The organism is Gymnodinialimonas ceratoperidinii (assembly GCF_019297855.1).
Classification (GTDB): Bacteria; Pseudomonadota; Alphaproteobacteria; order Rhodobacterales; family Rhodobacteraceae; genus Gymnodinialimonas; species Gymnodinialimonas ceratoperidinii.
Genome location: NZ_CP079194.1, coordinates 827228 through 852479, shown reverse-complemented (window position 1 = coordinate 852479; position 25252 = coordinate 827228). Strand labels below are relative to the sequence as shown.

At 66.3% G+C, this 25252-nt stretch carries 19 protein-coding genes; 15 read left to right on the top strand and 4 right to left on the bottom strand.

Features of this window, described 5'->3' with window-relative positions; genetic code table 11:
• Positions 1–173 precede the first annotated feature (173 nt).
• Entirely contained in the window at positions 174–1469 is a 1296-nt protein-coding gene (ccrA, locus tag KYE46_RS04130; RefSeq protein ID WP_219005001.1) for a crotonyl-CoA carboxylase/reductase, read from the top strand.
• A 70-nt stretch (positions 1470–1539) separates the two neighbouring features.
• Here the strand turns inward: ccrA and KYE46_RS04125 are convergent, their stop codons facing one another.
• Positions 1540–2388 (bottom strand): MurR/RpiR family transcriptional regulator, encoded by an 849-nt coding sequence (locus KYE46_RS04125; protein WP_219003664.1) that lies wholly within the window; start codon positions 2386–2388, stop codon positions 1540–1542.
• A 102-nt stretch (positions 2389–2490) separates the two neighbouring features.
• Here KYE46_RS04125 and murQ point away from each other — a divergent pair, with 102 nt between their 5' ends.
• Genes murQ through KYE46_RS04090 form a run of 7 tightly spaced genes read left to right on the top strand, consistent with a single transcriptional unit; the run spans position 2491 to position 10597 of the window.
• Positions 2491–3423 carry an N-acetylmuramic acid 6-phosphate etherase gene (murQ, locus tag KYE46_RS04120; protein WP_219003663.1) on the top strand — a complete coding sequence of 311 codons (933 nt, stop codon included), beginning with the start codon at positions 2491–2493 and terminating at the stop codon, positions 3421–3423.
• Positions 3424–3458: 35 nt separating this feature from the next.
• Positions 3459–4976: an ABC transporter substrate-binding protein gene (locus KYE46_RS04115; RefSeq protein WP_219003662.1), complete on the top strand. Its 1518-nt coding sequence runs from the start codon at positions 3459–3461 to the stop codon at positions 4974–4976.
• A gap of 25 nt (positions 4977–5001) precedes the next feature.
• The gene (locus KYE46_RS04110) at positions 5002–5964 is read left to right on the top strand and encodes an ABC transporter permease (protein ID WP_219003661.1); all 963 of its coding nucleotides are present in this window, start codon (positions 5002–5004) and stop codon (positions 5962–5964) included.
• Positions 5961–6803 (top strand): ABC transporter permease, encoded by an 843-nt coding sequence (locus KYE46_RS04105; RefSeq protein WP_219003660.1) that lies wholly within the window; start codon positions 5961–5963, stop codon positions 6801–6803. The genes KYE46_RS04110 and KYE46_RS04105 overlap by 4 nt, the downstream gene beginning before the upstream one ends.
• On the top strand, positions 6800–8503 hold the full coding sequence (locus tag KYE46_RS04100; protein WP_219003659.1) for an ABC transporter ATP-binding protein: 1704 nt from the start codon (positions 6800–6802) through the stop codon (positions 8501–8503). The genes KYE46_RS04105 and KYE46_RS04100 overlap by 4 nt, the downstream gene beginning before the upstream one ends.
• Positions 8500–9468, top strand: coding sequence for a serine hydrolase domain-containing protein (locus KYE46_RS04095; protein WP_219003658.1), 969 nt, complete (start codon positions 8500–8502; stop codon positions 9466–9468). The genes KYE46_RS04100 and KYE46_RS04095 overlap by 4 nt, the downstream gene beginning before the upstream one ends.
• Complete coding sequence (locus KYE46_RS04090) at positions 9461–10597, top strand: anhydro-N-acetylmuramic acid kinase (protein WP_219003656.1); 1137 nt, start codon at positions 9461–9463, stop codon at positions 10595–10597. The genes KYE46_RS04095 and KYE46_RS04090 overlap by 8 nt, the downstream gene beginning before the upstream one ends.
• 29 nt (positions 10598–10626) lie before the next feature.
• On the opposite strand, the gene KYE46_RS04085 is transcribed toward KYE46_RS04090, so the two are convergent.
• Positions 10627–11553, bottom strand: coding sequence for an XdhC family protein (locus tag KYE46_RS04085; RefSeq protein WP_219003654.1), 927 nt, complete (start codon positions 11551–11553; stop codon positions 10627–10629).
• 164 nt (positions 11554–11717) lie between these two features.
• Between KYE46_RS04085 and KYE46_RS04080 the strand changes: the two genes are divergently transcribed.
• Positions 11718–12971 (top strand): adenylate/guanylate cyclase domain-containing protein, encoded by a 1254-nt coding sequence (locus KYE46_RS04080; RefSeq protein ID WP_219003653.1) that lies wholly within the window; start codon positions 11718–11720, stop codon positions 12969–12971.
• On the opposite strand, the gene KYE46_RS04075 is transcribed toward KYE46_RS04080, so the two are convergent.
• A complete protein-coding gene (locus KYE46_RS04075) occupies positions 12968–13912 on the bottom strand; it encodes a LysR family transcriptional regulator (RefSeq protein WP_219003651.1) in 945 nt (314 codons plus the stop codon). The two genes, KYE46_RS04080 and KYE46_RS04075, sit on opposite strands and share 4 nt — an antisense overlap.
• Positions 13913–14040: 128 nt before the next feature.
• On the opposite strand from KYE46_RS04075, the gene KYE46_RS04070 reads away from it, so the two are divergent.
• The 3 genes from KYE46_RS04070 to KYE46_RS04060 all read left to right on the top strand — a co-directional run bounded on the left by KYE46_RS04070 (position 14041) and on the right by KYE46_RS04060 (position 18596).
• A complete protein-coding gene (locus KYE46_RS04070) occupies positions 14041–15048 on the top strand; it encodes a TAXI family TRAP transporter solute-binding subunit (RefSeq protein ID WP_219003650.1) in 1008 nt (335 codons plus the stop codon).
• Between the two features lie 88 nt (positions 15049–15136).
• Positions 15137–17353 carry a TRAP transporter permease gene (locus KYE46_RS04065; RefSeq protein WP_219003649.1) on the top strand — a complete coding sequence of 739 codons (2217 nt, stop codon included), beginning with the start codon at positions 15137–15139 and terminating at the stop codon, positions 17351–17353.
• Positions 17354–17357: 4 nt separating this feature from the next.
• Positions 17358–18596 carry an NAD(P)/FAD-dependent oxidoreductase gene (locus KYE46_RS04060; RefSeq protein ID WP_219003647.1) on the top strand — a complete coding sequence of 413 codons (1239 nt, stop codon included), beginning with the start codon at positions 17358–17360 and terminating at the stop codon, positions 18594–18596.
• A 6-nt stretch (positions 18597–18602) separates the two neighbouring features.
• Here KYE46_RS04060 and KYE46_RS04055 read toward each other — a convergent pair whose 3' ends face one another.
• Positions 18603–20087, bottom strand: a complete 1485-nt coding sequence (locus KYE46_RS04055; protein WP_219003646.1) for an inorganic phosphate transporter — start codon at positions 20085–20087, stop codon at positions 18603–18605.
• 193 nt (positions 20088–20280) lie between these two features.
• Between KYE46_RS04055 and KYE46_RS04050 the strand changes: the two genes are divergently transcribed.
• From KYE46_RS04050 to KYE46_RS04040, 3 genes are all read left to right on the top strand, one after another.
• Complete coding sequence (locus tag KYE46_RS04050) at positions 20281–21162, top strand: LysR family transcriptional regulator (RefSeq protein WP_219005000.1); 882 nt, start codon at positions 20281–20283, stop codon at positions 21160–21162.
• A 95-nt stretch (positions 21163–21257) separates the two neighbouring features.
• Positions 21258–23336: a hydantoinase/oxoprolinase family protein gene (locus KYE46_RS04045; protein WP_219003643.1), complete on the top strand. Its 2079-nt coding sequence runs from the start codon at positions 21258–21260 to the stop codon at positions 23334–23336.
• Between the two features lie 3 nt (positions 23337–23339).
• Positions 23340–25043 (top strand): hydantoinase B/oxoprolinase family protein, encoded by a 1704-nt coding sequence (locus KYE46_RS04040; protein WP_219003641.1) that lies wholly within the window; start codon positions 23340–23342, stop codon positions 25041–25043.
• Positions 25044–25252 lie beyond the last annotated feature (209 nt).

The following is a 25252-nucleotide window of genomic DNA, read 5'->3' as shown; positions in this document are numbered from 1 at the left end:
TGTCTCTCTGGGTATCCCATGGCGCGCTAAATCCGCGACGACATAAAATTACCCAAACTGGCAATTCAGGGTTGCATTATTTCTTCGTGATTAATATTCCTCGCATCAGCAGCATTTGATTCCGCAGCGCGGCATCGCCGCCGGCGAAGGATATGACAATGACGGAGAGCACCATGGCCCTAGACGCGCCCACCACCGCCGCCCCCTACGATGCGCCGATGAAAGACCTCTACGAGATGGGCGAGATGCCCCCGATGGGCTACGTACCGCCCAAGATGTACGCCTGGACCATCCGCCGCGAGCGCCATGGCGAGCCGGATCAGGCCTTCGAGGTCGAGGTCGTGGATACGCCGGTGCTCGACAGCAACGAGGTGCTGGTCCTCGTGATGGCGGCGGGCGTGAACTACAACGGTGTCTGGGCCGGGCTCGGCCAGCCGATCAGCCCCTTCGACGGCCACGGCGCGCCCTATCACATTGCGGGCTCCGACGCCTCGGGGATCGTCTGGGCGGTGGGTGAGAAGGTGAAGCGCTGGAAGGTCGGCGACGAGGTGGTGATCCACTGCAACCAGGACGACGGCGACGACGAGGAGTGCAACGGCGGCGACCCGATGTTCTCCACCTCGCAGCGGATCTGGGGCTACGAGACGCCCGACGGCTCCTTCGCGCAGTTCACCAATGTGCAGGCGCAGCAGCTCATGCCGCGCCCTAAGCACCTGACCTGGGAGGAAAGCGCCTGCTACACGCTGACGTTGGCGACCGCCTACCGGATGCTGTTCGGCCATGAACCCCATGACCTCAAGCCCGGCCAGAACGTGCTGGTCTGGGGCGCCTCGGGCGGCCTCGGCTCCTATGCGATCCAGTTGATCAACACGGCAGGTGCCAATGCGATCGGGGTAATCTCGGACGAGGACAAGCGCGAATTCGTCATGGGCCTCGGCGCCAAGGGCGTGATCAACCGCAAGGACTTCAACTGCTGGGGCCAGCTGCCCAAGGTCAACACGCCGGAATATGCCGATTGGTTCAAGGAAGCCCGCAAGTTCGGCAAGGCGATCTGGGACATCACCGGCAAGGGGAACAACGTCGACATGGTCTTCGAGCACCCCGGCGAGGCGACCTTCCCGGTCTCCACGCTGGTCTGCAAGAAGGGCGGCATGGTGGTGATCTGCGCCGGCACCTCGGGCTTCAACTGCACCTTCGACGTGCGTTACATGTGGATGCATCAGAAACGCCTGCAGGGCAGCCACTTCGCCCACCTCAAGCAGGCCGCCGCCGCTAACAAATTGATGTGCGAGCAGCGGCTGGACCCCTGCATGTCCGAGGTCTTCCCTTGGGAGGAACTGCCCGGCGCCCACACCAAGATGCTGCGCAACGAGCACAAGCCCGGCAATATGTCGGTTCTGGTTCAGGCGCCGCGCACCGGGCTGCGCACTCTCGAAGATGTGTTGGAGGCAGGCCCCAAGGCCGGCTGACCGCGCCCGAGCTTGTTCACTTGGGCCAAGGCCCGCGCCCCTCGCGCGGGTCTTGGTTTTTGCGCGGCGGCTACAGCTTCAGCGGGGCTACTGCTTCGGCCGCGCCGCTGATCAACTCGACCGCGCCATCGCGGATCTGCACCAGCCGCAGGAACACCATGTCGAGAAGGATCAGCTGCGCATCGCGCGAGGTGATCGCCGAGGAGCGGACCCGTTCTTCATCGGTCACGGTGCGCAGAGCGATATCGGCCAGTTCCGCCAGCCGGTTGGGATGCAGGCCTGTCACTGTCAGGATCGTCGCGCCGCGTTGCCGCGCGGTCTCGGCCACGCGCAGCGTCTCGAGACTGGTGCCCGATTGCGAGAGCGACACGAGCACATCGCTTTCCGTCAGGGTCGCGGCATGGGCGATCTGGATGTGACTATCCCCGTCGAAAAGCACAGGAATGCCCAGTTTCTGCAGCTTGTAGGCGAAATCACGGGCCACGAGCGATGACGCACCGACCCCGGAAAGCTGCACCCGCGCCGCACCGTTAAGCATATCGCGGGCGGCGTCCATCTGCCCGGGCGCGTTGATGCCGAGGGTTTCCTGCAGGGACTTGATCTTGCTCGACAACAGCTTTTGCGCCGTGATCAGCGCGTCATCCCCGGTGTCGATGGTGCTGTGCACCGCGTCGAGGGGCGCGCTCCGGGCCGCGGCGGCGGCGCGGGTGATCTCCAATCGCAGGTCCTGGTAGCCCGAGAAGCCCAGTTTCTGGCAGAATTTCACCACGGAAGACTGACTGCGCCCCGACTTCCGCGCCAGTTCGATCGACGACAGGCGGGCCATCATGTCGGGATCATCGAGGATCGTGTTCGCGATCTGTCGCTCGCCCGCCGAGAAGGTTTCAAGCTGCGCCTGCATCAAGGTGAGAATGGACAAGGATCACGACCCGCTTTGCTCAGTTTGGAATAACTTATCACAAAAAAATTGACATGGGGGAATAAAAAATTCAATCTTCTCTCAAGAAGGGGAGTCGCTGCCGTGTCTACCGCCACTCGATCAGACCTCGCATCACTTGTGTCCGAGGCGCGCAACCCGCGTTCGGCCAAGATCGATCTGATGACCGCGTCCGAGATCGTCACCTGCATGAATGTCGAGGATCAGGGCGTGGCCAAAGCGGTCGCCGCCGAGATCCCCGCAATTGCCCGCACGGTGGACCAGATCGTGGAGGCGATCTCCCAAGGCGGGCGGCTGATCTACATCGGCGCAGGCACCAGCGGGCGGCTCGGCGTGCTCGACGCCTCGGAATGCCCGCCGACGTTTTCGGTGCCTGATACGATGGTCGTCGGCTTGATCGCCGGCGGCGAACGCGCCCTGCGCTACCCGGTCGAGGCGGCCGAGGACGATGCCGATCAAGGCGCCGAAGACCTCAAGGCCATTGATCTCGAGGCGCGCGATGTGGTCGTCGGCATCGCGGTCAGCGGTCGCACGCCCTATGTCATCGGCGCACTGCGCCATGCAAAGGAGGTCGGCGCGTTCACCGCGTCGCTGTCCTGCAATCCGGGCTCTCCGATCACCGAGATCGCTGACGCCGCGATCTCCCCCGTCGTGGGGCCCGAGGTCATCACCGGGTCGACCCGACTGAAGTCAGGCACGGCGCAGAAAATGGTGCTCAACATGCTGAGCACCGCCAGCATGATCCGCCTCGGCAAGACCTGGGGCAACCGGATGGTCGACGTGACGATCTCGAACCAGAAACTCGCGGACCGTGCCGAAGAGATGTTGCGCGACGCGACCGGGTGCGACGCCAAAGAGGCGCAGGACCTGCTGCGCAAAAGCGACGGCAGCGTGAAGCTCGCCATCCTGATGCAGATCACCGACCTCGACGCCGACAAGGCGCGCGCGATCCTGGAAGCCGAAGGCGGTTTCCTGCGCAAAGCCATTGAACGAGCGGGAAAAAACTCCGCCGCCTGAACCGCAGTACATCAACCCAAGGGAGATATCCGGAAATGAAATCGATCACACACACCGCCAAGACCACGGCGCGGGCGCTGGCGCTCGTCAGCACCGCCCTCGCCGCGCCGCTATCGGCGCAAACGCTCGATCTGGCCTGGTCGCAGGACGCCACGGGTCTGGACCCCCACACGCAGCCGGGCTTCGCCACGATCCGCCTGCTGGAACTGCTTTACGAGCCGCTGGTGCGCTTGGACGAAGGGCTGGAATTGCAGCCTGCCCTGGCCGAAAGCTGGAGCTTCTCGGACGATGGCCTGCAACTGACGTTCCAGCTTGATGCCGACGCGATGTTCCACGACGGAACGCCCGTCACCTCTGCCGATGTGCGCGCCTCTTTCGACCGCATCCTGAACGAGGAAACCGGCGCCATCGCGCGGGCCAACTATACCTCCATCGTCAACATCGAGACCCCGGATGACCACACGGTGATCTTCGAACTCGACGCCCCCAATGCGCCGCTGCTGAACGGTCTGGCCTCGGTCAACGCCGCCGTGGTTCCCGCCTCGGCCATCGAGGCCGGGACGCTGGATACCGAGGTGATCGGCTCCGGTCCCTTCACGCTCGACGCGCGCACACCCAACGCCTCCGCCACGCTCGGCGCGTTCGAGGATTGGGCCGGCGGCGACGTGGCCTATGATGGGATCAACATCAGCGTGTTGCCCGACGAGACCGCCCTGCTGGCCGCCCTGCGCGCCGGTCAGGCCGATTTCGCGCTAATCAACGACCCGTTGGTCGCCACGCTGGTGCCGGATTCTCCCGGCCTGCAACTCAATGCCGCCCCGACGCTCAGCTACTACGTGCTGCAGCTCAACGCCTCGCGTGAGCCGATGGGCGAGCTGGCGCTGCGCCAGGCCATCGGGTGCGCCATCGACCGGCAGGACGTGCTGGATGCGGCCCTGCTTGGCGAGGGCGAAGTCACCGGCCCGCTGACCTCTCCGGCCTATCGCTCGGACCCGAGCGGCCTCTTCTGCTACGAGCAGGATCAGGACCGCGCCCGCGAGTTGCTGGCCGAGGCCGGTCATCCCGACGGCTTCACCGCCACCGTGATCGCGGCCAACGGCGAGCCACCCACCGCCTCGGCCGTGGCGCAGGTGCTGCAATCGCAACTGTCGGAAGTGGGCATCACGCTGGAGATCGAGATGCTGGAACTCAGCGTCTACATCGACCGCTGGCTGGCCGCCGACTTCGACATGGCCGTGGCGCTGAACGGCGGTCGCGTCGATCCCTACACCATGTACAACCGCTACTGGACCCGGGACGGCAACCTGCAGGGCGTCGCCAACTACATCGACGACACGCTGGACAGCCTGATGAACGAGGGCCGCGCCGAGACCGACGAGGCCGCCCGCGCCGAGATCTTCGCAAACTTCGAGAGCCATCTGGCCGAGATGTCGCCCTGGATCTGGCTGTTCACCGGCAACACCTACACGGCGCAGACCGAGGCCGTTTCCGGCTTCACCTCCTCGCCCACCGGCACGCTGTTCGGCCTCACCAACGTGACGCTGGCAGAATAACGAGACGAACGGACAGGCACCCGACATGAATTATCTTCTCAGACGCCTCGCGGTTTTTCCGCTGGTCATGTTGGGTGTCTCGATCTTCGTCTTCGTTGCGATAAGGCTGGTGCCCGGCGACGCCATCACGGCGATGTTGGGCACCGAGGCCGGCATGTTGACGCCCGCGCAGCGCGAGGCACTGACCGTCTATTTCGGGCTCGATCAGAACTGGTTCGTGCAATATTTCCGCTGGCTTGGCGGGCTGTTGCAGGGTGATCTGGGCATTTCCATTACCTATGGGCAGCCGGTGCTGGACCTGATCCTCGAACGCTTTCCCCTGACCCTGCAACTGGCGCTGATGTCGATGGTCATTGCGCTGGCGATCGGCCTGCCGGCCGGGGTCTACGCCGCGACGCGCGCCAACCGGCCCTCGGACCTGATCGTGCGCATTTTCGCCATGATGGGCCAATCCATGCCCAACTTCGTCGTGGCGCTTCTTTCCATCTACATCCTTTCCGTGGGCTTCGGCGTGCTGCCCACCATGGGCCGCCAGGTCACCTTCTCCGAGAACCCGCTCGGCAATCTCGCGCAGATGATCCTGCCGGCCTTCGCGCTTGGCACCGCCTTCGCCGCCGCCGTCACCCGCATCACCCGTGCCGCGATGCTCGACATCCTGAGCGAGGATTACGTGCGCACCGCCCGCTCGCAGGGGTTCAGCCAGGGCTACGTCATCTGGCGCCACGCCCTGCCGAACGCGCTGATTCCGGTGCTGACGCTGAGCGGGGTGGAGTTCGGCTACCTTCTGGGCGGCGCCGTCATCGTGGAGCAGATCTTCGCCCTGCCGGGCCTTGGCCGCGTGGTGCTCGATGCGATCCTCGAGCGCGACTACGCGCTGGTGCAGGGGGTGATCCTCTTCATCGCCTTCAACTTCATGCTGGTGAACCTGCTGGTCGACCTCGCCTACGCGGCGCTCGATCCGCGTATCCGCTACGGAGGCAAATCATGAGCCTGCTGCGCGCGCTGGCCCGCCATCCCGCCGGGCGGATCAGTCTCGTCCTGATCGGTCTTCTCGGGCTTGCCGCCCTCCTCGGCCTGCTTGGCCTGACGCCCCATGATCCGCTGGCTCAGGACCGGCTGTCCCGCTTGCAAGGGCCGAGCTCCACCTACCTGCTCGGCACCGACCTCTTCGGGCGCGACATGTTGAGCCGCCTGATGGAGGGGATCGGACGCTCCTTCGTGGTGGCGCTTTCCTCGGTCACTATCGCGGCGACCCTCGGCACCGTGCTCGGGCTGACCGCCGCGTGGTTCGGCGGGCTCTGGGACGGGGCCACGATGCGCACCATGGACGTGCTGCTGGCCTTCCCCGCGATCCTTCTGGCGCTGCTGATCGTGGCCATCCTGCAGGCGAGCATGTGGACCTCGATCCTTGCCATCGCCGTGGTCTACACGCCGATCTTCACCCGCGTGGCGCGAGGGCCGGCGCTGTCGCTCAAGACCCGCAGCTTCGTCGACGCCGCGCGCACCTTCGGCAGTTCGCGCAGCTACATCATGTCCCGCCACCTGCTCGGCAACCTCGTAGCACCGCTGACCGTGCAATACACGCTGGCGCTGGCCTGGGCGCTGCTGACCGAGGCGGCGCTGAGCTTCCTCGGCCTTGGCACGCAGCCGCCGGACCCGTCGCTCGGGCTGATGCTCTCGGACAGCCGCAACCTGATGGAGATGGCGCCCTGGCTGCTGATCTTCCCGGCGGCGACGATCATGCTCGCCGTTCTGGGCTTCAACCTGTTGGGTGACGCGCTGCGCGACATCACCGATCCGAAATCGCAAGGGGGAGGCCGGGCATGACGCTTCTATCGGTCAGGGACCTCCGCGTGGGCTTCGGGCGCGCGGGGCAGGAGAAAGAGGTTGTCCACGGTGTCAGCTTCGACGTGGCGCCGGGCGAGACGCTGGCGATCGTCGGCGAAAGCGGCTCGGGCAAGTCGGTCACGGCGATGTCGATCAACCGGCTGGTGGATTACGGCGGCGGGCGCATCCTTGGCGGGCAGATCCTGCTCGACGGCACCCGCGACCTCGTCACCGCGACCGAGGCCGAGATGCAGGGCCTGCGCGGGCGCGAGATCGGGATGATCTTTCAGGAACCGATGACCTCGCTCAACCCGGTGCTGAAGGTCGGCACCCAGATCGGCGAGATCTTTGCAAAGCGCCATGGCCTCTCGGGGCGCGCGGTGCGCGATGCAGCGATCCGCGCGCTCGACCGGGTGCGCATCCCCGATGCCGCGCGCCGGCTGGATCAAGCGCCACACCAGATGTCGGGCGGGATGCTGCAGCGGATCATGATCGCCATGGCGCTGGCGAGCGAGCCGCGCCTGCTGATCGCAGATGAGCCGACCACGGCGCTCGACGTGACGATCCAGGCGCAGATCCTCGCCCTGCTGGCCGAGTTGCAGCGCGAGACCCGGACCGGGCTGATCTTCATCACCCACGACATCGGCGTCGTCGCGGGGATCGCCGACAAGACCGTGGTGATGCAGCACGGCAAGGTCGTGGAGGCTGGCACGACGAACGACATCATCGACAGGCCGACCCATCCCTACACGCAGCACCTGCTCTCGGCCGTGCCGCACTTCCGCCACGGCGCCGCTGCGCCCGAGGCACGCCAAGCGCCCGGCACCCCGGCACTGGCGGTTCGCGACCTTGCCGTACGTTTTCCCGTGGGCGGGGGCTTCCTGCGGCCCGCGAAGGGCGAGGTGCACGCCGTCTCCAACGTTTCCTTCGAGCTGCAACCGGGCGAGACGCTCGGCATCGTTGGCGAAAGCGGCTCGGGCAAGTCCACCATGGCGCGCGCGATCCTCGGGTTGAATGAGCCGACGCGGGGAGAGATCTCGGCCGGTGGCCCGCGCGCGGTGCAAATGGTGTTCCAGAACCCCAATGCCTCGCTCAACGGGCGGATGAACGTGCGCACCCTGCTGGCCGAGCCGGTGATCGCGGCGGGCCGCAAGGTGGACCGCGCAGCGGAGGACCGGATGCGCATGCTGCTCGACAAGGTGGACCTGCCCACGGATTCGCTGGAGCGCTACCCGCATGAGTTCTCGGGCGGCCAGCGTCAGCGCATCTGCATCGCCCGCGCCCTGATGCCCGAACCGAAGATCCTCGTGCTGGACGAGGCGGTCTCGGCGCTGGACGTCTCGGTGCAGGCCAAGGTGCTGGACCTGCTGGTGGACCTGCAGCGCGAGTTCGACCTCGCCTACCTCTTCGTCTCCCACGACATGGGCGTGGTGGAGCGCATCGCCCACCGCATCGCAGTGATCTACGCAGGCCAGATCGTCGAGATCGGCCCCTCGACAGAGGTCCTCTCCGCCCCGCAGCATCCCTACACGCGCAAGCTGATCTCAGCCGTGCCCGCGCTGGACCGCCGCGAGGTGGATTTCGCGGTGGAGACCGACGAGGTGCCTTCCACCCTGCGCCCGCTCGGGTGGGAGCCCGCGCCGCTGGCGTGGCACGAGCATGGGCCCGGCCACCGCTCTGCCGTGGAGCCGCGGCCATGAGTTTCGACGCGGCCTGGGCGCGCGTGGAAGATGCAGTGCGCGAGAAACGCATTCCCGGCGCGATCCTCGGCGTGGTGAACGGCGCGGGCCGGCAGGTTGCGTGGACGGGACAGGCCGCGCTGGTGCCCGAGCCTGCACCCGTGACCCGCGAGACGATCTACGACCTCGCCTCCCTCACCAAGGTGGTCTTCACTACCGAGCGCATCCTTGCCCATGCGCAGGCCGGGCGGCTCGACCTCGACGCGCCGCTGACCACGGTGATCCCCGATTTCCGCCAGTATGACGCGGGCTGTTGGGAGCGCGCGACGACCTTCCGCGACTGCCTGGGCCACCTCACGCATTTCCCGGCAGTGGTACCGATCTACACCTACGGCGCTGATCCCGCGACGCTCCGCGCCTTCGTGTTGCAACGAGAATGGGCTCGGGTGGAGACTCCGGTCTACTCCGACATCAACTTCATCTGCCTCGGCATCGCGCTGGAGCGGATCGAGGGCCGGATGATCCGCGAGATGGATCCCGGCGCGGGCTTCACCTTCGCCCCCGAGCCCTCTGCCTGCGCCGCGACCGAGGCCTGCACATGGCGCGGCCGCGTGATGCGCGGCGAGGTCCACGACGAGAATTGCTACGCGCTGCAAGGCTCGGGCCATGCCGGTCTCTTCGGGACCGCCGACGCGCTTCTCGACTTCGGTGAACGCCTGCTGGCACGCGGCCCGGATCTCACCTGCGAGCGGCTGCGCGACCAGCGCACCCATGGGTGGGAAATCCGCTATCCCGGCTGGTCCGGCGGGCAGGCCTGCGACGAGGACACCATCGGCCACACCGGTTTTACCGGCACCGGCCTCTGGATCGATCACCGAGCGGGGCAGGTCTGGACCCTGCTGACCAACCGCGTGCACCCCTCGCGGCACGTGGAGACCGGGATCGCGGCATTGCGACAGGAAGTGGGAGAGGCCCTCTATGGCTGAGAACGAGATGCGCTGGTGCGTCGGGCTGATGACCGGCACCGTGCTGGACGGAAACATCGACGTGGCGCTTCTGAAGACCGACGGCGAGACGATCGGCGCCTTCGGCCTTTTCGCGCTCTACCCCTACGACGCGGAGACCAACGCGCTGCTGGCGCGCTGCCTGCAGGAGGCCATGGCATGGGGGTTCGACGGGCCGGAGCCCGCGATCTTTGCCGAGGCCGAGGCGCGGATCACCGCCGCGCAGTCGGACGCCGTGGCGCGGTTGGTGGAGGAGGCCGGGCTGGCGCTCTCGGATATCGCTGCGGTGGGCTTCCATGGACAGACGGTGCTGCACCGCGCGCCGACGCCGGAGCGGCTCGGGCAAACCCGGCAGCTTGGAGAAGGCGTCGAGATGGCGCGCCGCCTTGGTTCGGAAGTGGTCTTTGATTTCCGCAGTGGCGACATGGCCGCTGGCGGGCAAGGCGCGCCGCTGTCCGCGAATTACCACGATGCGTTGCTCTCGACGCTCGATGATGCCGAGGGGACCGCGATCCTGAACCTTGGCGGCGTCGCGAACGTGACGGGCCGCGCGGCCGATGGGACGCTGGCGGCCTTCGATACCGGCCCGGCCAACGCGCCGATCAACGATTTCATGCGCCACCGTGGCTTGGGCGAGATGGACCGCGACGGGCAGCTTGCGGCCACGGGGCAAGTGGACGCGACGCGGCTCGCGCGCGCTCTCGAGCATCCCTACCTCGATCAGGCCTATCCGAAATCCCTCGACCGGTTCGACTTCGGCCATGACTGGGTGGCAGAGCTTTCCGACGCCGATGGGGCGGCGACCCTCACCGCCTTCACAGCCTCGGCCATCGGGCGCGGGCTCGACCACCTGCCGGTTCGTCCGGATCGCCTGATCGTCTGCGGCGGCGGGCGGCACAACCCGACGTTGCTGCGGATGATTGCCGAATATGCGGGCGTTGCCGTGGAGAAGGCCGAGGCCCGCGGTTGGGAAGGCGACGCGACAGAGGCCCAGTGCTTCGCCTACCTCGCGATGCGGCGTTTGCGGGAATTGCCGGTGACATTTGCCGGCACCACTGGCGTGGCCCACCCAATGATGGCCGGGCGCATCGCGTCAGAGACCCAGGTCTAGACGAACGCTTGCGATTGATGTCGTGCAGATCAGGCGGCGCGGATGCCGGTGGGCAGGGCGGCGACCACTTCGGCCATGGCCGAAAGCGCGATCAGCGGCGCCTCGCGCAACGACGGCACCAAGCCAATCGGGCCGCGCAAACGGTCGAGCTCGTCTGACGCCACGCCCAGGGCCGCCAGACGCGCAAGCCGTGCGCCATGGGTGCGCTGGCTACCCAAGCTGCCGATGAAGGGTGACCGGGTCTCGAGCGCGGCGCGCAACAGCTCCGGCTCCCAGTCGTGATCGTGGAACAGGGTGAGGAAGGCCGAATATTCATCCAGCACCGAAATCGGCACGAATTGTCCCGGAGACGTGAGATGGGTGGGTGGCTGATCGCAAAGCGCGGCGGTGGCCGCGATATCGTCGGCGTCGGGTGACAGGAGGTAGATCTGGAACCCCGCCGACTTGCCGACCTGAGCCGTCGCCCGGAACACCGCGCCGCGTCCGGCCAGAACCAGACGCATCTTCGGCGCATAGGTGAAGGCGAGCGAGCGTTCGTCGGGCGCGGGCGTCTCGAACGTTAGCGTCGCGGGCTGTCGCGCGGCGAGGGCGGCATCGGCGGCCGCAAGCGCTGCCATGTCGGGGGCCGGGTCGATCAAAACCTCCAACGCGCCGCCGCAGGGCAGCTTGAGGTCGAGGAACTGGGAGCCTTCACCGTAGCGGATCAGACGTTTCTCGCCGCGTTGCAGCGCCTCGCTCGCATGGTGCTGGATGTCCTTGTCGATGCATCCATTCGAGAGGTAACCGACCATCGCCCCGCCCTCCTCGACCAAGGCCAGAGAGCCCACTTCCCGCGCCGCGCCGCCCTCAATGGCGACCGAGGTGATCAGCGCAAAACCCCGGCCCTGCGCCCCGAGGGCGACTGCATGGGCCAGCACGTCACTGGGGTGTTCAACGTAGGCAATGTCTTCAGACAAAGGCATCCTCATTCGCGGCGGCGGCGCCCCTGTGGGCGACAGGAGCGACCGTATCAGGCGCGCCGCTGGTGTCGAGGCGAAGATCACCCCGGCAGAAAGGGCTTGGTCACGGGCCGCCACCGCCTATCCTGCCCCAAGGCGAGAGCCGTATCACAGGAGCTGTTATGCAATCGCGCGTCTACCTCGAGAAATGGCGTCTGCCGGACTGGATGGTCTGGTACGTGAGCTATGGCACCGAAGGGTTGCACGGCCCCGAGCTTCGCCAACGGCGCACGCTGAACGTGATCTCGGCGCTCATTCCGCTATCGGGTAGCTCCTACGCCGCGCTCTACCTCTGGATCGATGCGCCCGGTCTCTGGCCCGCTGCCGCTGCCGTGTCGCTATTCGGGCTGTTCCTGCTCTGGCCGATGATCGCGGCGCGCAACATGCTGGCCGCGTGGATCTTCGGCGCGACACTGGCGGTTGTGGTGCAGGCGATACTTGTCTGGCTTCTGGGGCGCGGCTCGGGCCTGCACCTGTATTTCCTGAGCATCCCGGTGATCGCCATCGTCTGCTTTGGCACCCGCCACGCGGGTTGGCTGGTGGGCCTCGTCCTGATCTGCGCGGCGGCGATGGTCTATTCCGAAATGTTCATCACGGACCCCGCACCGTTCATTCGGGTCAGCGACGGGCTGCTCACCTTCCTGCAGGTCAGTGCCTTCGTCGTGGTCACCTGCTTCGCCACGCTCGGGGTCTACGTGGGCTTCATCCATGCCGACCGCGCGGAGCGGTCGCTCGAGGCGGAATACGCGCGCTCGGAAGACCTGCTCTACAGCCTGCTGCCGCGCGAGATCGCGGGGCGACTGAAAGCGGAACCCCATGCGACCATCGCCGACAGCCTGCCCAACGTGGCGATTGTATTCGCGGATATCGCCGATTTCACGCCGCTGTCGATCCGGCTCGACCCGCGGGAGATCGTGGACCTGCTCAACACGGTCTTCACCGAGTTCGACGCCTTGGCCGACCGGCACCAGATGGAGAAGATCAAGACCATCGGCGACGCCTACATGGTCGCCGCGGGGATGCCGAACGCGGTCGGTGATCCGGCCCATCGCGCTGCGGACATGGCGCTTGATATGCTGAAAGTGGCCCGGACCTCCGCCGCGTTCCTGCCGGACGGGTTCGAGATCCGCATCGGGCTCCACGTCGGACCGGTGGTGGCGGGCGTCATCGGCAATCGCAAGCTGTTCTACGATGTCTGGGGCGAGACGGTGAATACGGCCAGCCGGATGGAGAGTTACAGCGCGCCGGGAAGAATTCTTGTCACCCCCGCCGCGCGGGCGCAGTTGGGATCGGATTTCACCTTCGAGAAACGCGGCGAGATCGACGTGAAAGGGATCGGGCCGGTGGAGACGTGGTGGCTGACTGCGCGGGCCTAGCTGTCCTCGGCGCGGGGGGCTGAGTCCATTTCGGTGAGCATGCGCCAGACCTCGGCTTCCCATTTCTTGCGCACCTCGACCGCGAGGGTGGAGATCGCGCGGAAACGCGGCCAGTAGATCCCGTAGCGATAGCGAAACCTGTCGCTCAGGGGCCGCACGGCGATGGCGGATGCGCCTTGGCCGGACGCCTCGATATGCGCCTTGGTCAGCGGATCCACGATGGCGGCGCAGAGCCCCTGCTCGACGAACTGCAGGATCGGCAGATAGGTCTGGCTTTCAAGGAAAATATGCGGCGAGACGCCCGCCATCTCCATCTGCGCGTTGAGCTTGCGGTGCAGGGCGTGGCCCCGGTGCAGCGTCCCGAGCGCGACACCGCCGAGGTCCGCGAGGCTCACGGTCTCGCGCTGCGCGAGAGGATGACCGGGGTGCAGCGCCACGCAGCATTGGGCGGAGATGACCTGACAGTCGAACAGGCTCCGCCCCTCGGGACTTTGCGGCGCATCGCCGAACCCGAAATCTATGCTCTGCGCCTTGGCGAGTTCCTCGATCTGGGGAGAGCTGCGCGCAAAAAGCGACAGGGAGAGCCCGTCGACGCCTTGCAGGATACCGGCAATGAACCGCGGAAACAGGAGTGAGGCCGGGCCGGGCATCGCGACCGCCGACAGAGAGCCCGCCTGACCAAGAGCCATGGTCTGCATCGTGTGGGCGATCCGCTGGGATTGCGCCAACATCGTTTCGGCCTCCGACAGGAGGTAATGCGCCTCGGGCCGGGGAGAGAGCTTCCTGCCGTCGCGATCGAACAGGGTCACGCCCAAGGCATCCTCGAGCGCCTTGAGCGACGCACTGACGGCGGGCTGTGTCCGGCCCAGTTTGTTCGCGGCGTCGGACATGTTGGACGAGGTCATGATCGCCCGAAAGGTACGGATCTGCTGGAGGTTCATGGCCGACGAATAAGCAGAATTTTGGTAAATGTAAATTTTTCAAGTTAGCTTTTATATTCACGACGGTTACGGTCGGCTTGTTCAACGCATCGTCCAAACGGTGCCAATCATAAGACAGGGAGATCGCAATGACATTTGCACCCAAATTGGCTGGCTTCGCGCTGGTGGCGGCAATGGCTGCTGCAGCGCCGGCGACGGCCCAGGAATTTTTCCGCATCGGCACCGGTGGCGCAGGCGGCACCTACTTCCCCATCGGCGGCGCAATTGCCTCGGCGATTTCGGCCCCTCCGGGCTCGCGTCCCTGTGACGAGGGTGGCCAATGCGGCGTGCCGGGCCTGATCGCCATCGCGCAGTCCACCACGGCCTCGGTCTTCAACAACGCCGCCGTGCAGAACGGTGAGCTGGAGGCGGGCCTTGCCGCCGCCGACGTGACCCGCTCGATGTACCTCGGCGAAGGCGCCTTTGAAGGCCGCGAGCACCCGAACCTGCGCGTGATCGCGAACCTCTTCCCCGAGGACCTGCACCTCGTCCTGCCCGCGGGCGTGGAAATCGACAACCTCGGCGACCTCGAGGGAATGCGCGTGGGCATCGCCCAGGCCGGATCCGGCACCCAGGTGGCCGTGCTGCAGATGCTGGAGCTTTGGGGCATCACCCGCGACAACATCGAAGAGGCTGAGCTGAACAACAGCCAGTCCGCCGCGCGGCTCGCCGACGGTCAGCTCGACGCCTACTTCTACGCCGCCGGCTGGCCGGTCGCGGCAATGGTGCAGCTGGCTTCCACCTCGGGCATGAACCTGCATTCCTTCACCGAGGAAGACATGGCGCGGATCAACGAAGCGGTCCCGGCCTACATTCCTTCGATGATCCCCGGCGGCACCTATGAGGGCATCGACGAAGACACGATGACGCCCGCGGTCTCGGCGCTTCTGGTGACCTCCTCCGAGGTCGAGGAAGAGCTGATCTACGGCATCACCCAGGCGCTCTGGAACGAAGCCACCCGCCGGATGCTCGACAACGGCCACCCGAAGGGCCGCCTGATCACCGCGGACACCGCGCTGGCAGGCATGGAAGCGCTTGGTGTGCCGCTGCACCCCGGTGCGCAGCGCTACTACGAAGAAGCGGGCCTGATGGAGTAACTCCACAGCCATTTTTCGCAACAGGTTGGGGCGTCCTGAGAGGGCGCCCCAGTCACCTCAGCAAGACGACCCGGGAGAGGGGCACCCCATGTCAGCACAGACCGCAGACCAGACCAGCACCGACGAATTGAGCGCCGAGGAACTGGCCGAGATCGAACGGAAATACGACGAGGGCGCGGCCACCCGGCCCGTCGGCCCCCGCCTCGCCCTTGGCCTGCGCGCGGTGGCCCTGACCTTTGCCGTCTACCACTACCTGACCGCAGGCTTCGCCCTGCCCGCCGACCACTGGCATATGGGCTGGCACCTGTCGGGCCTGTTCATCCTGACCTACGCGCTGTTCCCCGTCTTCAAGACCAAGCGCGCCTTCGAGGTCCGCAATTCCGCTTTCCGGATCGGCAATGTGCCGATCTTCGATTTCATCCTGATGATCCTTGGCGTCGCCTCGGCGCTCTATCTCGGTCTTGCATGGCGCGGTGTGCCGATGCTCGGCATCGACGAGCAGACCTTCCGGATGGGCAACCCGAACAACTACGACATGTTCTTCGGCACCTGCCTGATCATCCTCGTGCTCGACATCGCGCGCCGCACCCTTGGGTGGATCCTGCCCGCGATCATCTGCGTCTTCATTGCCTATGCCCTGTTCGGGCCGTGGTTCCCCGGCGTCCTGCAGCACCCCGGCGTGCGCGTGCGCACCTTCGTATCGTCGATGTATTTCCCGCAGGAGGGCATCTTCGGCGTCACCCTTTGGGTGGTCTCGACCATCGTCTTCCACTTCGTGCTGTTCGGCGTCATCGCGCAGCGCACCGGGCTTGGGCAGCTTTTCATCGACAACGCGACGATCCTTGCCGGCCGCTACACCGGCGGGCCGGCGAAAGTCTCGGTCGTCTCGTCGGCCTTCTTCGGCACGATCTCGGGCAGCTCGGTGGCCAACACCGTCTCCACCGGGGCACTGACGATTCCCAACATGAAACGCCTTGGCTATCCCGGCCATTTCGCTGGCGGAGTCGAGGCGGCCTCCTCCGCCGGGGGGCAGATCACCCCGCCGATCATGGGGGCCGCGGCCTTCATCATGGCCGAGTTCCTCGAGGTGCCCTACACCACCATCGTCATCGCCGCGATCTTCCCCGCGCTGCTGCATTACGTGGGCGTCTTCACGGTCGTGCACCTGATGGCCAAGAAGCTGGACCTCAAGGGCCTGACCCGCGAGGCGCTGCCGCAGTTCGCCGCCGTCTGGCGCGAGGGTTGGGCCAATATCGTGCCGCTGATCGCGCTGCTGGTCGTGCTCTTCTCGGGCTACACGCCCTACATGTCGGCCTTCTGCGGCATCTCGGTCGCCCTGATCGCGGGCATGTCCCGGGTGCGGGAGCCGATCACGCTGATCTACGCCGCGGCCTTCATCGCCTTCGTTGTCTGGAAATACCTCGGCGGTGGCTTCGATCTGGGCATGTCGGCGATCCTGATCGCCTGTGGCGTTCTCGGGACGCTCAACCCCCAGACGCGCATCCGCCTGCCGCAAATGGCCACAACCTTCGAGACCGGGGTGAAATACGCCCTCGCCGTCGGCGCGGCCTCGGCGGCGGTGGGCATCGTCGTGGGTGTGATCAACACCACCGGCATCGGCTTCCGCATCGGCTTCATGGTCACGCAGGGCGCGTCGAACCTCGGCACGGACCTGCATGTCCTCTTCGACATGACCGGCCTGCAATTCATCACCGTCGAGGACCTGACGCTGTTCATCAGCCTCGTCTTCATCGCCATCGCCTGCATCCTGATGGGCGCGGGCATCCCGACGACGGCGCTCTACATCATGCTGGTCTCGGTCGCACAGCCGGCACTGGCGCAACTGGGCATCCCGCCAATCGCGAGCCACATGTTCGTGCTCTATTACGGCGTGGTGGCAGAGATCACGCCGCCGGTCTGCACCTCGGCCTATGCGGCCGCGGCGATTGCCAATTCAAACCCGTTCCGAACCGGCATATCGGCCTTCACCCTCGGGCTCGGCAAGGTCGTGGCGCCCATGGCCTTCGTCTATGCGCCGGTCTTGCTGTTCGTCTCGTCCACCGGGTTCGACCTGTGGGAGTTCACCTATACCGCGGCGTCCTGCATCGCCGGGGTCGTGGCGTTGTCGACGGCCGTGGTGGGCTACTTCTTCGCCCCAGTGAACATGGCCTTCCGCTGGCTGCTGGCGTTCGCCGGATTGGTCTTCATCGCGCCGTCGCTGCAGGCCGACCTCTTCGCGCTCATCCTGTGCACGCCGGTGATCCTGAGCCAGGGCCTCAAACGGCGCGCGAACGCGGTCGCCTGAGCCCATGGACCATCCGATTACCATTCTCGGCGCCGGCGCTGTCGGGCTCTGCTGTGCCCTCTCCCTCGCCGAGCGCGGCCACGCGGTGCGCCTGATCGACCGGCAGGAACCGGGGCGCGAGACCTCCTTCGGCAATGCCGGGGTGATCTCTCCCTGGTCGATCATCCCCCAGAGCATGCCGGGGCTGTTGAAGCAGATCCCCGGCCTGCTGACCGACCGCGACAAGACGCTGCGCATCCATGCCCGCCATTGGCCCGCGATGGTGCCTTGGGGCCTGCGGTTCCTTGCGCAGGGGCGCGTCGCGCGGGTGCGCGAGATCGTCGACGCGATGGAGCATCTTTGCGGCCCTTCCGTCGATCTCTACCGTCGCCACCTGCAAGGCACGGGGCAAGAGCACCTCGTGCAGGATTCCTTCTACATCCACGCGTTCCGCAAGGCGGAGAAGGCGGATATCACCGCGCTCGGCTATGCCCTCCGCGGCGAGAAGGGCGCGGAGATGGAGGTGGTCGAGGGCGGCGCGCTCCGCGAGTTGGAGCCCGGTCTGAGCGAGGCGTTCAAGGCCGCCATCCTCATCAAGGGTCAGGCCCGCGCGCTGTCACCGGGAGAGATCTGCGACGCGCTCGCCGCCAAGGCCCGCGGTCTCGGGGTGGAGATCATCCGCGACGAGGTGGAGGCCCTACAGCAGGGCGAAACGGGGTGGAGCGTCCGCTGCAAAGGCGACAGCTACGAGGCCGCGCGCGTCGTGATCGCCATGGGGGTCTGGTCAAAGACCCTCCTTCAGGGGTTGGGCATGAAGGTGCCGCTTCAGGCCGAGCGCGGCTACCACGTGGAGTTCCGCAACCCCGGTGTTTCCCTGAACCATTCAGTCATGGACGTGGATCGCAAGGTGGTGTTGAGCCGGATGAACGGCGGCATCCGCATCGCGGGCCAGGCCGAGTTCGCCGCCATCGACGCCCCGCCGGACCCGAGCCGTGAGGCGATCCTCACGGATGCCGCCTCAGACGCGCTGCGGGGGTTGAACACCCAAGACGGCAAGCTGTGGATGGGCCAGCGCCCCTCGTTCCCCGACAGCCTGCCCGCCATCGGCGAGGTGCCGGAGCGACCGGGCCTGTTCACCTGCTTCGGCCATTCCCACTACGGGTTGATGATGGCGCCGAAGTCGGGGGAGGTCGTGGCCGACCTGATAGAGGACCGGCGCAGCAACGCCGACCTCGCCCCCTATGCGATCACGCGGTTCGCGTGACCCGGCCTAGCCCGTCACGAGGGTGATCAGGAAGAAGATCGCCGCCGAAAGAACCGCCGCGGCGGGCACCGTGATGACCCAAGCCGCGATGATCGTCATGAAATGCGACCGGCGCACCAGCTTGCGGCGACGGCGCTCCTCCGGGGCGTATTTCGGGCGGTCGGGCATTGCCAGCCGCGCCTTCTTGATCCGGCGCTCGGCGTCCCATTCGCGGAAGAAGCCGACACCGAAGACCGCGCCCACGGCGATGTGGGTGGAGCTGACAGGCAGACCGAGCCAGCTTGCCACAATCACCGTGATTGCCGCCGAAAGCGCCACACAATAGGCGCGCATCGGGTTCAGCTTGGTGATCTGGCCGCCGACCATGCGGATCAGTTTCGGCCCGAAGAGGAACAGGCCGAAGGAGATGCCGAAAGCGCCGATGACCATGACCCAGAAGGGGATCGAAACCGCTTGCGTGAAATCCCCCGACTGCGAGGCCTGCACGATGGCCGCCAGCGGGCCGACCGCGTTGGCCACGTCGTTGGCGCCATGGGCGAAGCTCAGCAGCGCGGCGGAAACCACGAGCGGGATGCCAAACAGCACCTTCAGAGACTTGTTGCGGTTCTCCAGCCCCTCGGACTGGCGGCGGATCACCGGGATCATGACTACCCAGACCAAGACGCCCACGATCGCGCCAATGATCAATGCCGTCGGCATGTCGATCGGCAGGATTTTCTTCAGGCCCTTCAGCGCGAGGTAGGCGGCAAAGGTGCCTGCCATGATGCCCACGAGGATCGGCACCCAGACGCGGGCCGAGGCGATCTTGTCGTCACGGTAGATGATCCGCGACTTGATCAGCGCGAGGAACAGCGCCGCCACGCCGCCGCCCAGAACGGGCGAGATCACCCAGCTGGCCGCGATGGCGCCCATGGTGCCCCAGCTCACCGCCGCGAAACCGGCGGCTGCGATGCCCGCACCCATCACGCCGCCCACGACCGAATGGGTGGTGGAGACCGGCGCACCGACCCAGGTGGCGAGGTTGACCCAGAGCGCCGCCGCCAGCAGCGCCGCCATCATCGCCCAGACGAAGACCTCGGCCGTACCCATGCTCTCGGGCGCGATGATGCCCTTGGCGATGGTGGAGACAACGTCGCCGCCCGCGATCAGGGCACCGGCGCTCTCGAATATGACCGCGATGGCAATGGCGCCGCCCATCGACAGCGCATTAGCGCCCACGGCGGGACCCATGTTGTTGGCCACGTCGTTGGCGCCGATGTTCAGCGCCATGTAGGCACCGAGGCAGGCGGCGATGACGACGATCAGCGTGTTGCTGGCCTGTCCGAAAAACAAAAGCGCCGCGAGGCCCGCGAGGACCACGAAAACAAGCGAGACGCCTGTGCCGACCATTGGCCGTGCCACCATGCTGGTCGCCCGTTCGAGGTTGGAAAACCGGTCCAAGTCTCGGTCAAGCGTCTCCAAGTGACGCGGATCACCTTGCTGCTGAGTCATGTCATTCCCCTATTTGCGAGCGCTGTTAGCGCCCTCGACCTGTCGAAATCAACGATTCCGTGCGCCGTGACGCGGAAGACTGTCACGAAACTGCAATACGTGTCTTTTTCGACCCGTTGTGCGGAGAGGTAGACTTGCCGGCTTTGCTTGCCATAGAAACTCAGGATCAAGTTTCCTGATCGGTTTGGTGCGGATGATAAAAAGCCAGCTTACCCTCAAGCAGTTGGAGGCCTTCGTCAGTGTCGTCGACATGGGCACCTTCCGGAAGGCGGCCCATGCGCTCGGCACGACGCAGCCCAATATCTCCACCCGGATCGCATCCTTGGAACAGACGCTGAGCACAGTCCTGATGCATCGCGACGCCGGTTCCGTGCGCCTGACCGAGAAGGGCGCGACGCTGCTGGAGGCGGCGCGAAAGGTGTTGCTGGCCGGAGAGGATTTTCTGACGATTGCCGGAAGGCAGGACCTGATCGACGACCGGCTCCGCCTCGGGGTGACCGAACTCGTCGCCTGTACGTGGCTCCACGATTTCTTACGGGCGTTCAAAGACCTCTACCCCAGTGTCCGGGTCGAACTGGACGTGAACCTTTCGGTCGAGATCGAGAAGGATCTTGCCGCGAACCAGTTGGATCTCGCCCTGCAAACCGGCCCCTTTGCCCGCAAGTTGGGAGGCAGCCTGCCGCTAGGCCATGCGCCTTATTGCTGGGTCGCGGCGCCCGATGTGGCAACGGCCGAGACCTTCGCCGCGCTTTTCGAGGGGCCGGTGATCAGCCACGGGCGCAATACCCGCGCGTCGGCGGCATTGGCAGAACATGCGCGGAGCGAGGGGGTTGCGATGAACCAGATCGTGCATTCCAGCAGCCTCACCTCCTGCGTCGCCATGGCAGTCGACGGCATGGGCCCCGCGCTGCTCCCGCGCCCCATGGTCGCCGAGGAGATCGCCGCCGGACGTCTGCGCGAATTCTCCTGCGGTTGGTTGCCCGAGACGCTGGAGCTTTTCGCGCGCTTCGATCCCAGACGCACGCCCCGCTTCGTGCAGGATGCGGCCGAGCTGGCAACGCGCATCGCAGGATAAGAAATAGCTATCACCCCCTGAAACTCAATTGATTGGACGTCTCCTGCCCCTTGGCGTTCTATGGCCGCGCGCACTTTCATCGTTAAGGACCCGCCATGACCTCTGCCTCCTACCGCCTCGGTGTCGATATCGGCGGCACCTTCACGGACGTCGTGCTGGAGGGCGCGGGCGGGCAGGTCTCGACCAAGGTGCTCACGACCTATGCCGCGCCGGAGAACGCGATCATCGACGGGATGCAGCAGGTCTGCGCGAAGGCGGGCATCACGCCGGCGGAGATCACCCAGATCATCCACGGCACGACCCTTGCGACAAACGCGCTGATCGAGCGGCGTGGCGCGAAGACGGCGCTGATCACCACCGAGGGCTTCCGCGACGTGATCGAGATGCGGACCGAGAGCCGCTTCGAGCAATACGACCTCAACCTCACCCTGCCCGAGCCGCTCCTGCCGCGACAGATGCGCTTCACCGTGGCCGAGCGGGTGAACGCGAAGGGCGAGATGATGATCGAGCTGGACCCGGAAGAGGTCCGCAAGGTTGCAGAGCGGATCAAGGCGGCGGGATTCGAGAGCGTCGCCGTGGGGCTGATCCACGCCTACCTGAATCCGGCCCACGAGCAGATGATCCGCGATATCCTTGCCGAGGTGGTGCCGGACGTTGCCGTCTCGCTCTCCAGCGAGGTCTCGCCCCAGATGCGCGAGTACGAGCGCTTCAACACGGTACTCGCCAATGCCTATATCAAGCCGCTGATGGCTTCCTACCTTGGACGGCTGGAGGAGCGGCTGGCCGGTGAGGGCGTCACCTGCCGCATCTTCCTGATGCATTCGGGCGGCGGCATCATCTCGATCGCCAATGCAGCCGAGTTCCCGGTCCGGCTGGTGGAAAGCGGTCCCGCCGGCGGTGCGGTTTTCGCCGCCCATATCGCGGCGCGCTACGGGCTGGACAAGGTGCTCTCCTTCGACATGGGCGGGACCACCGCGAAGATTTGCCTGATCAAGAACCAGACCCCCAAGACCAGCCGCGTGTTCGAAGTGGCGCGGACCTATCGCTTCAAGAAGGGCTCGGGGATGCCGATCTCGATCCCCGTCATCGACATGGTGGAGATCGGGGCCGGCGGCGGCTCGCTGGCCCATGTGGACGCGATGCGGCAGATCCGCGTGGGGCCCGAGAGCGCAGGTTCCGAGCCCGGCCCCGCCTGCTACGGGCGCGGCGGCGCGCGGCCTGCGGTGACCGATGCCGACCTCATGCTCGGCAAGCTGGACCCGGCCAATTTCGCGGGCGGCTCGATCGCGCTCGACCCCGATGCCTCCGCCGCCGCGTTGGAAAGCGAGTTGGGCCAAACGCTCGAGATGGACGCGGTAGAGGCCGCCTTCGGTGTGGCCGAGGTGGTGGACGAGAACATGGCCAACGCGGCCCGCGTCCACGCGGTGGAGAACGGCGAGGACTTGGGCGATTACACGATGATCGCCTTCGGCGGCGCGGCTCCGCTCCACGCCGGGCGGCTCTGCGAAAAACTGGGCATCGACCGCTGCCTCGTGCCGCCCGGCGCAGGGGTGGGCAGCGCCATCGGTTTCCTGCGCGCCCCCTTCAGCTTCGAGGCCAACCGCTCGGTCTACATGAAGCTCTCGGACTTTGCGCCGGACACGATCCGCACCCTGCTCACGGACCTGCAGGCCGAGGCCACGGGCTTCGTGCGCACCTGTGACGCCGAGGCGCCGATCCTGTCGGAGTTCAAGGTCTACATGCGCTACACCGGACAGGGGTGGGAAATCCCCATCGACCTGACCGAAGCCCAGGCCATGAACCCCGACGCCGCGACCTTCCAGGCGCGGTTCGAGGAGGAATACGCCAAGCTCTTCGGACGCACCGTTGCGGGCATGGATATCGAGATCACCGTCTGGTCGGTCAACGCCACCACCCCGCCCGAAGAGGTCGCGCGCCTCGACGAGGCCGCACCCGGCGCCACGGCCACGGCCCAAGGGGAGCGCCAGCTTTTCGACCCCGCCGAAGCGCGGTTCTTCGATGCCGCCGTGGTCGACCGCACCACAATGGCAGAGGGTCAGGTCGCCCACGGTCCGGCCGCCGTGACCGAGGACGAGACCACCATCATCCTGCCCGCCAGCCGCAACGCCCTGCGCCAGCCCGACGGCTGCATCGACATGATCGCGAAGGATTGAGCCATGACCACGGATAGCCAGAAGCCCTCGACCGTCGCCTACCAGGTCATGTGGAACCGCCTGATCTCGGTGGTGGAGGAACAGGCCCAGGCGCTGGTGCGCACCGCCTTCTCCACCTCCGTCCGCGAGGCAGGTGATCTTTCCGCCGGGGTCTACGACACCCATGGCCGGATGCTCGCGCAGGCCGTGACCGGCACGCCGGGCCACGTCAACGCCATGGCCGACGCCGTGCCTCACTTCATCCGCCGCATCGGGCGGGAGAACATGTTCGAGGGCGACGTCTACATCACCAACGATCCCTGGGAGGGCACCGGCCACCTCCATGACATCACCATGGTCTCGCCCTCCTTCCGGAACGGCGCGCTGGTGGGCTTTTTTGCCTGCACCGCCCATGTGGTCGACGTCGGCGGGCGCGGCTTCGGGGCCGATGCCCATTCCGTCTACGAGGAAGGCATCTACCTGCCGATCATGAAATTCGCCGAGCGGGGCGAGGTCGACCAATCCCTGATCCGCATCGTGCGCGGCAACGTGCGCGAGCCCGACCAACTGGTGGGTGACATGTATGCGCTGGCCACCTGCAACGAGATTGGCCACCGCCGCCTGATCGACATGATGGAGGAATTCGGCCTCGACGACCTCGACGGCATCGCGGGTTTCATCCTCGACAACTCCCGCCGCGCCACGCTGGAGCGGATCGCTGCCCTGCCCCGCACCTCCGCCGAGGGCGAGATGACCGTCGACGGCTTCGATACGCCGATCACCCTCAAGGCGCGGGTCACGGTGCACGAGGATCGCATCGTCACCGATTTCGACGGCACCTCGGGCGTCGACAAGAAGGGCATCAACTGCCCGATGGTCTACACCAAGGCCTATGCCTGCTACGCGCTGAAGGTGGCGATTGCGCCGGAGATCCCCAATAACGCGGCCTCGCTCGCGCCCTTCGAGGTGACCGCGCCCGAGGGTACCATCGTCAACGCCGTGCACCCCGCCCCGGTGGCGCTGCGCCATATCGTCGGCCACTTCGTGCCGGACGTGGTGTTCAACGCCTTCGACCAGATCGTGCCCGGCCTCGTCCCCGCCGAGGGTGCGGGCTGCCTGTGCAATTTCCAGATGTCGGTGCGCCCCACGGCGTCGGGCGGACGCCGGGCCGAGGTGCTGACCTTCAACTCCGGCGGCTCGGGCGCGCGGCCGGATGTCGACGGGCTGAACGCCACGGCTTTCCCCTCGGGCGTGATGACCATGCCGATCGAAGCGACGGAGCACGCGGGCCCGGTGATCATCTGGCGCAAGGAGCTGCGTCCCGGCTCGGGCGGCGCGGGCCGGACGCGCGGTGGTCTCGGGCAATTCATGGACGTGAGCGCAATGCCCGGCCACGAGTTCGACATTCAGGCGATGTTCGACCGGGGCGATCACCCGGCCCGCGGGCGGCGCGGCGGCCATGCGGGCGGTGAGACACGGATCGCGCAGGACGACGGCACGCCGATGCGGGTGAAGGGCAAACAGTTCGTCCCCGAGGGCCGCCGCGTGCAGATGGCCTTCCCCGGCGGCGCGGGCTACGGCGACCCGGCCGAGCGCGACCCGGCGCTGGTCCGCCGCGACCTCGCACGGGGCTATATCAGCGCCGAGGAGGCGACACGGGACTACGGCCTGTCGGATGAGGATATTGGTGACGTCGCCGCCGCCGTGGCGCGGGGTGAGGACGTCTGAGGGCGGGATACAGCGCGATTTCCCGGTCCGCGCGTCGCGGGCCGCGTAGCCGATTTACTGACCGCCCTCGCGCGACAGTCCTGCATACCTGAATACTTCTCACATCCGCTCCAGCCCCTTTATTGCTTGACGATGGACGCGTCGGGCCTCCGCTCTGGAACCGCTGCAGCCTGTCAAACCACCGCTAAAACCGGTTCTGTCAAGCGCCC